This is a genomic window from Halalkalibacter alkalisediminis (assembly GCF_028610705.1).
GTDB classification, from domain to species: Bacteria; Bacillota; Bacilli; order Bacillales; family Bacillaceae_D; genus Halalkalibacter; species Halalkalibacter alkalisediminis.
Genome location: NZ_JAQQWT010000056.1, coordinates 1 through 15,325, shown reverse-complemented (window position 1 = coordinate 15,325; position 15,325 = coordinate 1). Strand labels below are relative to the sequence as shown.

General features: G+C 37.3%; 14 protein-coding genes and 2 pseudogenes. 10 read left to right on the top strand and 6 right to left on the bottom strand.

Annotated features, from left to right (window positions below):
• The first annotated feature begins 237 nt into the window (after positions 1-237).
• The 3 genes from PQ474_RS24505 to PQ474_RS24495 all read left to right on the top strand — a co-directional run bounded on the left by PQ474_RS24505 (position 238) and on the right by PQ474_RS24495 (position 1,795).
• Entirely contained in the window at positions 238-1,215 is a 978-nt protein-coding gene (locus tag PQ474_RS24505; RefSeq protein WP_273848199.1) for an AimR family lysis-lysogeny pheromone receptor, read from the top strand.
• Positions 1,216-1,237: 22 nt separating this feature from the next.
• Positions 1,238-1,360, top strand: coding sequence for a hypothetical protein (locus PQ474_RS24500; protein WP_273848198.1), 123 nt, complete (start codon positions 1,238-1,240; stop codon positions 1,358-1,360).
• 180 nt (positions 1,361-1,540) lie between these two features.
• Positions 1,541-1,795 (top strand): hypothetical protein, encoded by a 255-nt coding sequence (locus tag PQ474_RS24495; RefSeq protein WP_273848197.1) that lies wholly within the window; start codon positions 1,541-1,543, stop codon positions 1,793-1,795.
• A gap of 171 nt (positions 1,796-1,966) precedes the next feature.
• Here the strand turns inward: PQ474_RS24495 and PQ474_RS24490 are convergent, their stop codons facing one another.
• The 4 genes from PQ474_RS24490 to PQ474_RS24475 form a co-directional block, all read right to left on the bottom strand.
• Positions 1,967-3,805, bottom strand: coding sequence for a glycosyltransferase family 4 protein (locus tag PQ474_RS24490; protein ID WP_273848196.1), 1,839 nt, complete (start codon positions 3,803-3,805; stop codon positions 1,967-1,969).
• Complete coding sequence (locus PQ474_RS24485) at positions 3,802-4,902, bottom strand: CotS family spore coat protein (RefSeq protein WP_273848195.1); 1,101 nt, start codon at positions 4,900-4,902, stop codon at positions 3,802-3,804. The genes PQ474_RS24490 and PQ474_RS24485 overlap by 4 nt, the downstream gene beginning before the upstream one ends.
• A 409-nt stretch (positions 4,903-5,311) precedes the next feature.
• Complete coding sequence (locus tag PQ474_RS24480; RefSeq protein WP_273848194.1) at positions 5,312-5,827, bottom strand: manganese efflux pump; 516 nt, start codon at positions 5,825-5,827, stop codon at positions 5,312-5,314.
• Between the two features lie 68 nt (positions 5,828-5,895).
• Positions 5,896-6,123: a hypothetical protein gene (locus PQ474_RS24475; RefSeq protein ID WP_273848200.1), complete on the bottom strand. Its 228-nt coding sequence runs from the start codon at positions 6,121-6,123 to the stop codon at positions 5,896-5,898.
• 123 nt (positions 6,124-6,246) lie between these two features.
• Between PQ474_RS24475 and PQ474_RS24470 the strand changes: the two genes are divergently transcribed.
• The 3 genes and pseudogenes from PQ474_RS24470 (at position 6,247) to PQ474_RS24460 (ending at position 8,453) form a co-directional block, all read left to right on the top strand.
• Positions 6,247-7,368, top strand: coding sequence for a cysteine desulfurase family protein (locus tag PQ474_RS24470; RefSeq protein WP_273848193.1), 1,122 nt, complete (start codon positions 6,247-6,249; stop codon positions 7,366-7,368).
• A 74-nt stretch (positions 7,369-7,442) separates the two neighbouring features.
• Positions 7,443-8,083 (top strand): annotated as a pseudogene (locus PQ474_RS24465) (nitroreductase family protein).
• A gap of 91 nt (positions 8,084-8,174) precedes the next feature.
• Positions 8,175-8,453 carry a hypothetical protein gene (locus tag PQ474_RS24460; RefSeq protein WP_273848192.1) on the top strand — a complete coding sequence of 93 codons (279 nt, stop codon included), beginning with the start codon at positions 8,175-8,177 and terminating at the stop codon, positions 8,451-8,453.
• A gap of 663 nt (positions 8,454-9,116) precedes the next feature.
• On the opposite strand, the gene PQ474_RS24455 is transcribed toward PQ474_RS24460, so the two are convergent.
• Positions 9,117-9,695 carry a hypothetical protein gene (locus tag PQ474_RS24455; RefSeq protein ID WP_273848191.1) on the bottom strand — a complete coding sequence of 193 codons (579 nt, stop codon included), beginning with the start codon at positions 9,693-9,695 and terminating at the stop codon, positions 9,117-9,119.
• A 283-nt stretch (positions 9,696-9,978) separates the two neighbouring features.
• Between PQ474_RS24455 and PQ474_RS24450 the strand changes: the two genes are divergently transcribed.
• The 4 genes from PQ474_RS24450 (at position 9,979) to PQ474_RS24435 (ending at position 15,119) form a co-directional block, all read left to right on the top strand.
• Positions 9,979-12,828, top strand: a complete 2,850-nt coding sequence (locus tag PQ474_RS24450) for a 2-oxoglutarate dehydrogenase E1 component (RefSeq protein ID WP_273848190.1) — start codon at positions 9,979-9,981, stop codon at positions 12,826-12,828.
• Positions 12,829-12,843: 15 nt separating this feature from the next.
• Positions 12,844-14,094, top strand: a complete 1,251-nt coding sequence (gene odhB, locus PQ474_RS24445; protein ID WP_273848189.1) for a 2-oxoglutarate dehydrogenase complex dihydrolipoyllysine-residue succinyltransferase — start codon at positions 12,844-12,846, stop codon at positions 14,092-14,094.
• A gap of 144 nt (positions 14,095-14,238) precedes the next feature.
• A complete protein-coding gene (locus tag PQ474_RS24440) occupies positions 14,239-14,439 on the top strand; it encodes a DUF6501 family protein (RefSeq protein WP_273848188.1) in 201 nt (66 codons plus the stop codon).
• 77 nt (positions 14,440-14,516) lie between these two features.
• The gene (locus PQ474_RS24435; protein WP_273848187.1) at positions 14,517-15,119 is read left to right on the top strand and encodes a DedA family protein; all 603 of its coding nucleotides are present in this window, start codon (positions 14,517-14,519) and stop codon (positions 15,117-15,119) included.
• On the opposite strand, the pseudogene PQ474_RS24430 reads toward PQ474_RS24435, so the two are convergent.
• A pseudogene (locus PQ474_RS24430) lies at positions 15,116-15,325 on the bottom strand (hypothetical protein); the annotation flags it as partial. The gene PQ474_RS24435 and the pseudogene PQ474_RS24430 sit on opposite strands and share 4 nt — an antisense overlap.

Sequence of the window (15,325 nt, the reverse complement as noted above, 5' to 3'; positions counted from 1 at the left end):
CTTCGGACACCTCGTATCATACCAAGGGGCTCTTTTTTTGTTCAACCCTCAAATTACTTCATTACAGGAATGCTCCTATATACATCTAAAAGCAGCCTTGAATGGAATTGAATGAAATTGGATGAATAATCAAGTAAATATTTTTTTGTGAAAGAAGGAAATAAAAGTGTATTGTTCGAATAATTATAGAGTTAGAAAAGTGTCTTAGAAAAATATGATAATAAGGGTATGATGTTTATGAACCAAATAATTACATCAGAGACATTTCATTCAATTGAGAACCTAGAAGAGTTTATAGCACAGATTGACCCAGAATCTTATTTAGCTAGGGTAATGTTAGAATACTTAGTCATTAACAGTAAGTCTGATTTGCTAGAAAGATTAATAGATAAACTTTTGGGTAGTTCTAGTGAAGAGAGCAAAGAATGGGCAGAAGTATATCAAATTGACCACCTTGTATATAAACAAGAAATGAGCTTAATTGAAGCAACCAAGCAACTGACATACAAAAAAGTGAATTCTTGTGAACTAGCTACACTTATTAAAGTATTCCAGCTGTATAATTATTATGATTTGAAAAATTTTGAGATGAGGTCCTCGTTGAGCGCGTTAGTTGCAGTGGAGATTCCCAAATTAAATGATGGTTTTATGAAAGATTCGCTTCTTTGCAGAGAAAAATTAATTATGCAAGGGATTCATCTTCATTTAAATGAAATAGAACAGTCGAGAAGGTGTGGGAAGGATTTATTAAATGTTGCTTTGACTCCAACGATGAAAGCCGTTGCATATAATTTACTAGGTAATTCATTTTTATTAAGTAATAAGAAAATGGCTTTAGAAAATTTTGATAAGTCTTTGAGGATAGCTGAACAAATTGGACATAAGAGAATTAGTGAAGAAGTTCAGATGAGTAAAAATTTCACATATTGTTATTGGAATGAGCCGAATAAAGTAAAGTTAGAACCTGAAAATTTAAATAGAGTCGATGAGTTGCTTGGTTATGTATATCTTTTAATAAAAGAAAATAAAAAAGATGAAGCATTAAATGTGTTAGATCAAATTAAATTGAAAATAGAAAATGACTATGTAAGTGCATTTGAACAATATTATAGAGGGTTAATAACTAATGAAAGTATTTACTTTAATAAATCTACAAAATACTTTGAGTTGGCTGGAAACTATTATTTTAGACAGTTGCCTTTAAATGAACTATAGATTATAGAAGGAGGTGACATTTATGAAGAAATTAGTTTTAGGATTAATAGCAGTTGCTTTATTAACATTTGCCCTACCTCAAACAGGTGAGTTATCCCTTCCAGGTGGAAGTGACCGAGTAAACTCAGTCGAACAAGCTTTTTAATTCTACATACAAGGTGTTCAAAAACAAGAATCCATCTATTATTAGATGGATTTTTGTTTTGGGCAAGAAAGAAAGAAAGAAAGACTGCTCCCATACAGAAATCTCTCAAAATTTCAATTCTTGATTCCCGTTAATTAAACCATTATGATGTACATAAATGAGTATGGAAGAGGTAATGAAATGATGAATATACCTAAATATCCAGTGGACTTTAATGATAGCGTGAGAAACAAGAAGACGACTGAGGAAGACCTTAATCATAAAATTAATCTAGAAGTAGAAAGTATGATTGAATTCATGAATACGAACAATACGAATAATCACTCTGTTGCGTTTGAGGACGTGCTTATTATTATTGATCGAATTTATGAGGACGATGATAGTTATTTTGAAATTTCTGTGGCGAAGCAACATAGTAGGGGAATTGTACGATAATTATTATTTCCGAGGCAAGCGCAAGATGTGATAAAAACAGACAATTTATTTAGTGAATTAGACGAATTGAAGAAGGGAGATGATGTTGCTTCATCTCCCTTTGCTGCTGAGAAAGTTTTTCAGCAGCTTTTTTATTTTTTATGAATTAATCTAAGGTGATAAAAAGAGAACTTACTTTCTGTTACGGTTTTGTCGACGTTTATTTACTAATCGTTCGAAAAGTTTAACTGTCGTAAGGTCATTGACGGACTTGATATACTCTGTTGTTGATTGGGAAGTCTCTACATCTAATTGTTTTTTTAGCAATCTCTCAAAATCGCTGATTAGATCATTTTTATTCATTTGTTTGTTAGTATTAATGTTTGAGAGTAGGAAATGAATCATATTTTCTTTGTTGATGGAATCAGATAATTTTACAACTTTTCTGTTAGTCGAATGCATCGAAGTTTCAGTCTCTTTTATAAGGTCTGCCGGTGAGACCTCCTCAGAGAGTTCTTTTGAAATTGAAGTCCCTTCAAGAGTTTGAACTTCGAATTGATCGAGTTGAGATGTTTGTTCGTTTCCAACCTCAGAGAGAGCGTTAACTGCGTTAGGGCTTTCTTGCACGGGTTCTTCCGAGCTGAGTTCAATGATAGAATCTCCTGTGGCATCTTCGGGATGTTCTTCTGTAACGAGTTCTTCAAGTAAACCTTCAACAGGGAGATCTTGATCATTCGATTGGTCATTAAGGACTTCACCGTCTGCTGAAAGGGGCTCTGTTAGTTGTAGAGGTTCTTCAGGAGAGAGTTCATTCACTGTTGTCTCTAAATTTTTTCCTTCGATTGGCTCCTCGGAAGTAACAGCGATATTATTTTTGATCTTAAATTCTACCTCATTCCACGTATCTGAGATATCGGTAATAACTCGCTCCCAAGTGAATTTTTCTTCGGCTAATTTTCTTCCATTTATGCCTAACCTTTTACTGAGCTTAGGATCTGAGAGAAGAGGAGCTAGGAGGTCTGCAAAAGCTTGAGGTTCTTCAGGTTGCTCAACTACAAAACCGTTTTCATCTGGTATAATCACTTCAGGGTTACCACCGCGCGCAGTTGTAATAATCGGTAGTCCCGATGCCATCGCTTCATAATGAACTCTTGCTAATGGTTCCTGCCATTGAGACGGACAAACGAATACGTCGGCTGCAGCAAACCATCTTTGAATCTCACTAGGGGCTACAAAGCCTGTATTAACGACTGGAATAGGTAACCGAGCTGCTAGAGCGCGTACATATGCAACGTAATCACTGACTTCGTTTACGCTAAACCATTTACTTCCAACTAGAACAAGAGCTATATCAGGATGTTTTTTTGCCAGTATGGGCATAGCTTGAACGAGAATGTCAGCCCCTTTATTAGCTGAAAGTCGTCCAGCGAATAAGATCACTTTTTTTCCTTCTAGATTGTGCTCTTGTCTAATTGCATTGCGCATTTCAAGTGCCTTTTTAGAATGTGGTGGTACAAATCGATCGATATCAACACCTGAGTAGATTGTTTTTAATTTAGAAGCTGCTTGCGGAAATAAGTCCGAAATGGTCTTACCAATATAATGGCTAACTGTAATAATTTTGTCGAGTTGTTCTATGGCAGCTTCAGCTTCCTGAGGCTCTATTTTTTGTCGTTTGAACATATCATTATGCATACTTAAAATAATTCTAGCATTTGGAGCACATTCACGAACGGCTAATACTAACCGTGGTCTATTGAAGATATGAATGACATCATACGATTCAGGTTCTGATTGTAAAAATTGTTTTACACCATCGCGATAATCTTCAAGTAGTCCACCTGGTGTTCGGACGTATCTAATGTTGTTGACTTTCTCATCATGAGGTAAAGAAGGGTCTGTCGTTCCTAATATCGTTAAATCATGATGCTTGGCTAAAGTAGGTGAGACACCATCAATATAGGTTTGAATTGCACCACCACGTACGGCAGGGACTGGGAGTTTCTCGGTACAGATCATGAGGATTTTCATTTGGATAAGACTCCTTTCCACTGCTTAAGCTCTTCAATTGCTGGCCATTTTGTTTGATCTGTTTCGGCAATTCTAGTACAAAGAGTTTCTAGTTCATTGTCCATAAAAACAGTTGGTTCATATACCATATCTTTTACATTTTTATAAAATTCATTTGGTAGAGACATATCTATTAGAAGAATCTCAAAGAGTTCATCCTCAATTGGATTTGCTTCATGGTAGGCTTCAATCATTCCTTTCATCCATGTTACATCCCACACACCTAGGTCATCCATTTGTCCTGTAATAAGTTTTCTTAGATCTCTGATCGGAAGGTCGTAGGCTACACCATCTAAGTCAATAATCCACATCCCGTTTGGTCCCATTTGTCCATTTGACCAGCCGTAATCTTGATGTACTAAGCCCCAAGCTGTATTTCCTCTAGCTACTAAATCATAATAGGATGATTGTTTAAGTTGCTCTAATGCAACGCGAGCTTGCTCTTCAAACATATCTACGTGAGTGAGGATGGCTTTACTAGCAGGCATTTCAGGGTAAACGGTTGCTATTCTTCGAAACCACGCACATTTTTTCATGACTTTTTCATAGGATTTGGGCCATCTAAAAAGTCGAGTAGGATTTTCAGATCCTTTTGGAGGGACATAACCTTTCGAAAGTTGGTGGAATTCTCCAAGAGCATGGCAAAGCAATTTCGCTCCTTCTAAGTCATTCGCAACTTGATGAAGAGGTTCAATCCATTCGGCGACAAACCAAAGTTTTCCACCCATTTCAACATAATTCTCGCCGGTCTTTGTTTTAAAAAGTGGCGGAACTCGCGCATTCTTTTCTTTTACTAAATATTCTTGTGCACCAAGGCTAAATTGACTTCTTCCCGGCCTTCTATGCAAAATTTTCAAACTAAAGGGACCCTTGTCTGTGTCCATCTTCCAAATAAGGCCACCTTTGTCGGCTTTTGTTGTGACAACTTCTAGGTTACTCGCTTTGAGATCATAATGAGTTAAGACAACTTGAGCCATGTCCACTATATACTCAGGTACAAAGAAGTCGTCTTCTAATGTACCATCGAGATCCCAAGGTATTATGAGTTGTTCTGACATTTTTCCCCCTCCATTCTTTATGGTCTTTAGTACTGTATTCAATGATGTAGAAATACGTATAGATAAGCACCTAGAGAATTAAAAAAGTATTAGTAAAAAGGTCGAGATAGGCTAAATGTACCGATCTCGGGAAGAGAAGGATAACAGCTTGGTAGTAGTACAGTGATCACTCATTTGTGTAAAAATAGAACAGGAGATGACATGAATGTCATCTCCTGTTTTTAAGCTTATTATAGGTAAAGGATTGTAAAGATGGCTTTTTTTTTCTAGCTGATTATCTGCTGTCAATGTTAATAATACATCTTCTTCTAATGTAGAAGAAATTGTCATGTTATTCAATAGCTTTTATTTAAGGGCATTAAAAGATTCAAAGTAGTTTGATATGATAGATTATTTGCATATCTTAAAATCAAAAAATTAGTTTACTGAAGCCTAATAAAAGAAAAATGAAGCTAGGAATAACTGAAATGTAGCGAAGAATAAAGCGGTTTTTAGTTTCATGACCGTATATAATTCCCAAAATAAAGGCTGAAAAAATGATGACACCAGCAATAGGGGCAAACCAAAAAGAGCGTTCTGCCAAACCTGCTTGAATTCCGTAACCAAGACTATCTACGTTCATTAATAATGCAACCATCACAAAATAGGAACGGCGATATAAGGGCATCTCGTAGATAAAATTGTAAATGCCAAGTCCGATTAAGAGGATGCCTGCAATAGTTTGTATAATGGAGGATGGAACAAGTTCACCAAGAAAACGTCCGATCCCCATTGAAAAAAATATGACAAAAGAAGAGAACATGGCTATTAAGACAATAATAATAAGAGGAATTCGGATTCGTTTTAGACCAAATAAAAAACCGATCGCAAAAGCATCTATGCTTACAAGCATGGAGAGAAGAAGCAAAAGGACAAAGGCTAGCATAAATACACCCCACAAAAAGTTGTAATGGATATATATGCGTTGCTTGTCTTAACTAGAAGAAAAGAGTCCTATTCGGAATCGCCTAGTTCTTGTGTTACGGCATGTAGTAATTCCATATATTCATGTGGATTTAAGAATTGAATAGGCTCCCAGTTCCGTTTAACCCATGCGAGTAATTCATGGCCATCTGAAAAGTTTCGACCGCTCGTGTCAAATGTTCGTAATGTGTATATTCCGTTTTCTGGTTCAACTTTAACAAGACATGGAACGTCACTTTTTCTTGATTGCAAATTCATTTCCACTGTTTGTCACCTCGAGAAATTATTTCCTTTTTAGTATTTAACAAAATCGAATTGTTATGCATTTATGAACGTGAACTGGTAAAATAACAGTATTATTTTTGTAGCGGAGGATAAGGCATGAAACATATATATTTGGATTATAACGCAAGTACACCGCTAGCTTCTGAAGTGGTTGAGGCTATGACACCTTTTTTAACTGAGCATTACGGAAATCCTTCTACATCCCATTTTGCTGCTATCGAAGCAAAAAAGGCTGTCGAAAAGGCAAGAGAACAGGTTGCATCCTTAATTGGAGCTTCAAAAGACGAGATTATTTTTACAAGTGGTGGAAGTGAATCGAACAATCATGTAATTAAAATGGTTTTTGAACAAAATAAACATAAAGGTAAGCATATCATTACGACTACAATTGAGCACCCTGCTGTTGCCGCACCGCTTCGTTATTTAGAAGAGAAGGGAGCAGAAGTTACTTATATCCCTGTTGACCGCTATGGACAGGTATCTGCTGATGAGATCGAGAGAGCCATTCGGCCAGATACGATTTTGATTACGGTGATGCATGCAAATAATGAGGTCGGTACGCTCCAGCCAATAGAGAAAATCGGTAAGATAGCTCAGTCTCAAGACATTTTATTTCATACCGATGCAGCTCAATCATTAGGAAAAGTAGAAGTTAATGTAATGAAACAGTCAGTTGATTTTCTTTCCATCGCTGGGCACAAACTGTATGCGCCAAAAGGAGTTGGTGCACTCTATATTCGTAAGGGGAGACAGCTGCCTTCTTATATTCATGGTGCAGGTCACGAAAATGGATTAAGAGCAGGAACTGAAAATGTGCTTCTAATAGTTGGGTTAGGAACAGCGTGTGAAATAGCCAAGCAACGATTAGACCAAGCGGACAAAATAAAAGCTTTGAAAGATGATTTTCTCACGTTGCTAAATGAAGCGTTTCCCAATCAGATACGCGTTAATGGGCACCCAACTAGTTGTTTGCCGAATACGTTAAATGTTAGTTTTCAAGGGCGTATTGGACAAGATATCCTTGCTGCTGTACCCGAAGTTGCTGCTTCTACAGGGTCAGCTTGCCATTCTGGCGAAGTGACTTTATCACCTGTTCTTCAAGCAATGGGGATTACTCCGGAGAAGGGCCAGGGGACCATTAGATTTAGCTTAGGACGCTATACGACTCATAATGATATTACAGCAACAGTGGATTTGCTCAAGGAACGTCTTAGCTGAGCATATTGTTTTACTAAAAGGAATGTCATCTATAAAATTAGATTGAAAAGGGTTTAAAAAGGAGAGTTTACACAATGGCAAATGACTTAACGTTAGAAGAAAAGGCACTATTCACAACAATGAAAGAACGTCATTCAGTGAAGCAATATCAACCAGATGTTAAAATGACAAAGACAGAACTGGATGAACTACTTTCAATAGCTACAACAGCTCCATCAGCATGGAATTTGCAGCATTGGAGATTTTAGTTATTGAAGATCCACAGAAAAAAGAAGAATTGTTACCTATTGCATATGGTCAAAAACAAATAGTAGAAGCTTCTGCAGTGATTGCTGTATTAGGTGATTTAGAAGCAAATAAAGAAGCTGACGGGATTTATCAAGAGGCTGTTGATAGTGGGTTCATGTCTGAAGAGGTTAAAGAGACATTGGTAAATCAAATTAATGGTGCTTATGCAAGAGGAAAAGAATTTGGACGGGATGCAGCTTTTTTAAATGCTTCATTAGCGGGCATGCAATTGATGCTTGCAGCTAAGGTGATGGGATATGATACATGTCCTATTGGTGGGTTTAATCAAGAAGTTTTTATAAAGCATTTTAAGGTTCCTGAACGATTTGCGCCGATCATGTTAGTGACGGTTGGAAAGGCTGCAAAGGATGCTTACCCTTCATCAAGAAAGCCAGTTGAACAAAGAGCTACCTATAATTCATTTTAATGAGTAAGTGACTAGCCTAGGGTTAGTCACTTTTCCTTAGAATCTATCTGTTACAATGATAATAATTAAAGATGAGAGTGAGATTTATATAATGATTGATTTGACTTTTGAAAAGTATAGTGAGTGTAATTTAAGTGAGCTAAAAATCGTTGACTCTTATTCAGTTCATCAGTGGGAACATTTTGTTGTTGCCTTTGAAGGGGAAGTACCCAGTGAATTACAAGAACCTGAGGCTCTTGTGATTGTTGGGGAGTCAGGAAATGTGCTCCAGGTCATTTTAAGAGAAGAAGGCTGTGATTCTCCTCTTTTTCAATTTACAGAAAATGAGAAAAAACAAATTATTGATTGGTTTGAACAACAGGAAAAGTAAGTTAAGGAGAATAGGGAAAAGGGATATCGCTTTCTATGACCCCAATCATTTTCTTTATGTGTATAGGTTTACCATCAACCCAATCTTGTAATGAAAAAAATGAGGGCGATTAATTGTGCCGAGTCCAATTAAACAAGTTAGAGACTTTGGTTCAAATCCTACCGTATGGATGGTACCTGCATAATTGGAATAGTCAGCTTGAAAGATTTTATATTTACAGTCATTTAACTATTGATATCCTTTAACTAAAGTAGGGGACTGACTTAAATATGTGCGCTCAAGCTTTCTCGTTTTAAAGAATGATCAAGGTGTTTTCTGTTAAAAGATATCATCGACGAGTGGTGAAAATGATTGGAGTAGAGAAGTTGCTCAAATCGATGAACTAAAGTTCGTGTAGGTGCAGCTTCAATAACAGCTGTATCACCATGTATAGCGCTAGCGTTAACGGAATTTTTTATCGAAGGAATGAAACTAAAAAAGATTATGGATGAAGAATTGTATAAGAAGTATTCCAACGAACGTGGGGGCGTTGCGTAAACGTATAGTTGTAGATTGAGAGGGTGGCCGAAAAAAATAGAGCCAACCTCTTTATTGTACATAGAAATTTGATTCAGTAAATTGGTTTGATGGTCGTAAAACGGAGGGAGTGTAACGAATACTCCACTAATCTTTCAACTCTTGAAAGTATTTAATGACTTTTGCTGGGGTTTCAATTAAATTGATTCCTCGCTGTTTTAATTTAGTCTCATGTTTTACTTGGAAGTCCATTTCTTCCTTGCTAAACGTTTTAGTCCATTTGTGAAGGAGTTTCTTATGTTTCTCGTCTAGGGAATTCTCAATTGTCATACAAATAAATGTTCGGCACACGGCGTTTTTATAGGAAGGGTCTAGTGAGCATCCGTTATCAAAGTATTGACAAGTGGAATAAGATAATTTTAGATCATCCTTTTCTAATTTGGATAAATGCTCTTGAGATGTTTGCTGATAAGTTGGATGGACGTTCGCATGTACTTTAATGGAATACGCAAATGTCTCAGCCTTGGGATGCTTTAAAATCGAATTCATAAAAAAAGACGGGTTGTCGATGCATATATTGGCAATCTCTAGCAAATAGAAGGTAGGGCTATAAGAACAGCAGCCTACTTTAGGAAACAGGCGATTAGGTGGTTGAAAGAATTCATCTTGACAGTTTAAACAATTATTTGACAGAATTTGCTTCTTTTCTTGATCGATAAAAATCATTGTAGTCAGTCCTTTTTTTAAAGTGGATAAAAATAGCAAAAAAAATTAAAAAAATCTTAAAAATAACTAGATTTTCTAAAAAAAAAGATTTAAACTCTTAAGTTGTAAAGTGGTTAATTATACTGTCTACAAAATTAGGGAAGAAGTCAATTAGATCGATCTAAAAATTTCTTCAATTTCCCTTTAATAATTGTGACAATCATGTTAAAATGGTAATGAAAGCGTTATATCACTTTAAAATTCATAGATTTAACTTAAAGTTAAACTAGGAGGTCATTATTTTATGTCAAGCAAGGGGCACAAAGCGGAAGAACCATGGCAAGGGTTCCATGGTCCGAATCTTGGCGTAGCAATTGAGCTTTATGAGGAGTATTCAAAAAATCCTGAAGCTGTGGAAGAAGAACTAAGAGAATTATTTGAGATTTGGGGACCACCACCATCTGATGTTCAAAGTCAAACTCAGAGTCAACCTATTGCTGATTCTGTAGCTTCTGTAGCCTCACCAGATATGGTTAGGAAAACGGTTAATGCTGTTAAATTAGCAGATATGATTCGTCGCAAAGGTCATTTAGTCTCTGATATCAACCCAATCTTAAAAAATGAACAGCCTAGTCATCTACTAGAGCTTGAACATTACGACCTTACGGAAGACTTCTTGAAAACTGTTCCAGTTGATATGATTTGTCCAAATGCTCCTGCGCATGTAAAAAATGGGCTAGATGCTATTAATTATTTAAAAGAATGTTACACGAAGACAACTGCGTTTGAATTTAATCATGTTCAGGACTTAGAAGAGCGTGACTGGTTAATTAAAATGGTTGAATCTGGTATGTACTTACCAAATTTAACGAAGCAACAACGTCTTAACCTTTTAAAACGTTTAACACAAGTTGAAGGTTTTGAGAAGTTTGTGCATCGTACATTTGTCGGTCAAAAACGTTTCTCAATCGAAGGTCTAGATATGTTAGTACCGATGCTTGATGAAGCTGTTCGTGAAGTCGTTCATGAAGGAACGCAACATGTACTAATCGGTATGGCTCATCGTGGTCGTCTGAACGTTTTAGCACATACACTTAATAAGCCATATAAAATGATTTTCTCTGAATTCTTACATGCACCGAGTAAAGATTCTGATCCGTCTGGTGGTTCAAAAGGAATTAATGGTTGGACTGGAGACGTAAAATACCACTTAGGTGCTGATCGTCAAATTCGTGAAGAAAACACTGCTGAAGCAACGGTCTCACTTGCGAATAACCCAAGTCATCTTGAATTTGTAAGTCCAATTGTTGAAGGGTATGCAAGAGCAGCACAAGAAGTGAGAACGTCTAAAGGTTTTCCAGAACAGTCAGTTTCGAAAGCTTACTCAATCTTGATCCATGGTGATGCAGCGTTTCCAGGTCAAGGAATTGTTACTGAAACATTAAACCTAAGCCGTCTGAAAGGTTATCAGACTGGTGGGTCTCTTCATATTATTGCAAACAACAACATTGGATTTACAACGGAGACGTACGATTCTCGCTCAACTACATACGCTAGTGACCCTGCGAAGGGATTTGAGATTCCGATTATCCATGTTAATGCCGATGACCCTGAAGCGTGCTTTGCAGCCATTCATTTAGCGGTACAATATCGTAAACGCTTTAAAAAGGATTTCTTAATCGATTTAATCGGTTACCGTCGTTTTGGTCACAATGAAATGGATGAACCAGCTGTTACACAACCTGGTACTTATGGCATTATTCGTAAGCGTCCAACGGTACGTAAGATATATGCCGATCAACTGACAGCAAAGTCTATCGTTGAAGATGCATATGGTGATCAATTAGATAAGGAAGTGCAAGATCACCTTCAAGCTCAATACGACGATGTAATTGCAAATAAATCAAATAAAATAAAAGAAATGACACCGCCTGATGTCGTTGTTAATGGATTGCCACGAGTGAAAACAAGTGTTCCATTTGAAACGTTGAAGGAAATCAATGATCAATTGTTAGAATGGCCAGAGACTTTCTCTGCAAATACAAAGTTAGAAAAAATCTTAAAGCGTCGTCTCCAATCATTTGATGAAAACGGAAAAATTGACTGGGCTTTAGCCGAAACATTGGCTTTCGCAACAATTCTTCATGATGGAACGCCAATCAGACTAACTGGTCAAGATTCAGAGCGTGGTACATTTGCTCACCGTCATTTAGTTTTACACGATCGCGAGAACGATCAAGTTCATACACCATTACAGACTTTCGACAAGGCAAATGCCTCATTTGCTGTTTACAATAGTCCTCTGTCTGAGCAAGCTGTTGTTGGGTTTGAGTATGGATATAATGTGCAGGCACCTGAAACACTTGTTTTATGGGAAGCACAGTTTGGAGATTTCGCTAATGGTGCTCAAGTTATGTTTGATCAATGGATTTCTGCTGGTCGAGCAAAATGGGGTCAAAAATCAGGATTAGTTGTTTTGTTACCGCATGGTTACGAAGGTCAAGGGCCAGAGCACTCTAGTGGTCGTGTTGAACGCTTCCTAGTTCTTGCTGCTGAAAATAACTGGACTATCGCCAATTGTACGTCAGCTGCTCAATATTTTCATATTCTAAGAAGACAAGCGAAAATACTTGAAAAAGATGCAGTACGTCCGCTTATTATTATGACGCCAAAGAGTTTGTTACGTAATCAAGTGGTTGCTTCTACACATGAAACGTTTACTGAAGGAGAGTTTTTATCAGTATTCGAGCAAGAAGGATTAGGTAGCAATGCTGCTAACGTAGAACGTATTGTTATGTGTAGTGGAAAGATTGCCATTGATTTGGCTGATCGTGTACAGAAAAATGCGGATGATAATTGGGATTGGTTGCATATTGCTCGAGTAGAAGAGCTTTATCCGTTCCCGAAAAAGCAGATCCGTGAACTATTTGCACGATACACGAACTTAAAAGAGATTGTTTGGGTTCAAGAAGAACCTAAAAATATGGGGGCTTGGCCTTTCATTGAATCTCGTATTCGTGAAATCACTCCTGTTGGTACGGCAGTAAGTTATATTGGACGTACACACCGTTCAAGTCCAGCTGAAGGGGATCCAGTAGCACATAAAAAAGAGCAAGAACGTATTGTAACAGAATCGTTAACACGTAAACAATAAGAGGAGGCTTTTCCCGTGATTGAAATTAAAGTACCAGAACTTGCAGAATCGATTACAGAAGGAACAATAGCTCAGTGGTTAAAAGAAGTTGGGGAACATGTTAACCAGGGAGAATACATTGCTGAATTAGAGACAGATAAAGTAAATGTTGAAATCGTTGCAGAGCACTCAGGTGTCATCAAAGAATTTAAAAGAGAACCTGGTGATACAGTTGAAGTGGGTGAAGTTATTGCTGTGATTGACGAAAGTGGAAGTGCCGGTGAATCTGCTCCTGAAAGTGTGGCAGCTTCTGTGAAAGAAGAAGTGAAAGAAACGGTTCCTGCAGCAAAAGAAGAATCAGTTGCTACTTCATCTATAGATCGTCCGCTCGCATCTCCAGCAGCTAGAAAATTAGCTCGGGAAAAAGGTATTGATTTAAGTGCTGTTTCTACTGCGGACCCACTTGGACGCGTACGAAAGCAGGATGTTGAGTCGCACGGTACTGGGGCGCCAGCAAAAGCAGCTTCTACACCAACGCCAGCTAAGAAAGCACCAACAGCTCCAAGTGCTTCTGTTGATCCTACTAAGCCGGTAGAACGTGTTAAAATGTCTCGTCGTCGTCAAACGATTGCGAAACGTCTTGTAGAGTCTCAGCAAACGGCTGCAATGCTTACAACATTTAACGAAGTCGATATGACAGCTGTGATGGATGTACGTAGCCGTCGTAAGGATGCTTTTGTTGATAAAAATGGCGTGAAGCTAGGATTTATGTCTTTCTTTACAAAAGCTGTCGTAAGTGCGTTAAAAGAGTTTCCATTATTAAACGCAGAAATCCAAGGGGATGAACTTTTAATTAAAAAGTACTATGACATCGGCTGTGCCGTTTCGACTGACGAAGGTTTAGTTGTTCCTGTTTTACGTGATGCAGATCGTTTAAGTTTTGCGGGAATTGAACGTGGAATCGGGGAGCTTGGTAAAAAAGCACGTGATAATAAATTATCGATTGCTGATTTACAAGGTGGTACATTTACGATTACAAATGGTGGGGTATTTGGATCGCTTATGTCAACACCAATCTTAAATGCTCCTCAAGTAGGTATTCTAGGTATGCATAAGATTCAATGGCGTCCAGTAGCGATTGATCAAGAGCGCTTTGAAAATCGCCCAATGATGTATATTGCTCTTTCATACGATCACCGTATTGTCGATGGAAAAGAGGCTGTTGGTTTCTTAGTAACAGTGAAGAATCTGTTAGAAGATCCTGAATCTCTTTTACTAGAAGGTTAATGATTTGATCATAGAGGCTGGCCCTAGTGGTTGGCCTCTTTATTAATTTTTACCATTACATTACGTCTTTCTTTAAAGTTTGCAAAATGAACGATTACCCTTATAATGGAACTATACACATAGGAGTAGAAAGAGAGTGATGAGATGATTCATCAAAATTGGACTAAACGTGAGACCATACGAACGATAGAGTGTGTTCATACGGATGCAAAGAAATACATGGTGAACCGTGCGTTAACAGCTGGGAAATCTTACGAGCTTAAAAATGAAACAGAGGAATTTTATTTTGTTATTGATAACACTGGGAAAATCGGTGGGTATTATAAAGAATATTTTAAGGGATAAGGCAGCAGGACGCTGCCTTATTTTTTCAAATAGACTATGAATCTTATTATGATTTTCATAAGGAAGGAGGAAATTCAGTGGATTATTTTATCTTTATTGATTTTATTAGACAATATGGATATATTGCTCTTTTTTTCATTGTAGCAATTGGCTTGTTTTTCTTTCCGGTTCCCAATGAAATTTTATTAATGAGTGGTGGTTTACTTGCAACAACTAAGCTTTTAGATCCAATACCGACTTTTTTAGTGTTGTATAGCAGCATTTTGTTACATGGCACACTCTTGTATATCATTGGCCAAGTCGTATATAACCATTCTCATATTGATAAAAATAAACAATTCATCTGGTATTCTCGTGCAGAAAAAGGTAGAGAATTGCTTGAGCAATATGGGCTTAAGGCTGCTAGTTTTAGTTATTTCTTTCCTTTTATTCGGCATGCAGTTCCATTTAGTATGGGTATGTCGGGTGTGTCGTATCGCTTATTTGCTATAGTTGGATTCAGCTCTGCGTTTATATGGCTAGGTATTTATTTTCTTATTGGTTTTTATTATGGAAGATCCATTACAGATTGGACTACTTTTATTCAGCACTTAATCTATTCATTAGCGAGTGTTGTGATTGTTGTTATCGTATTCCAATCATTGAAAAGAAAAAAACAACGTCAGCGCCGAATGCTTTAAGAAGCATGTGCTGGTGTTGTTTTTTTATTCATTTCTTTTCGTTTAGACACAGTTGCAAGAATAATCGATGCAATGACGAGAAATACTCCAACCCATTGCCAGATCGATAGGACGTCTTTAAAGAATAAGGTAAGCCCCCATTCAAACAACGCATATGAACCCGCAGCGCCTCCTGGTACGATACATGTATCAAATAAAGGAGGTGC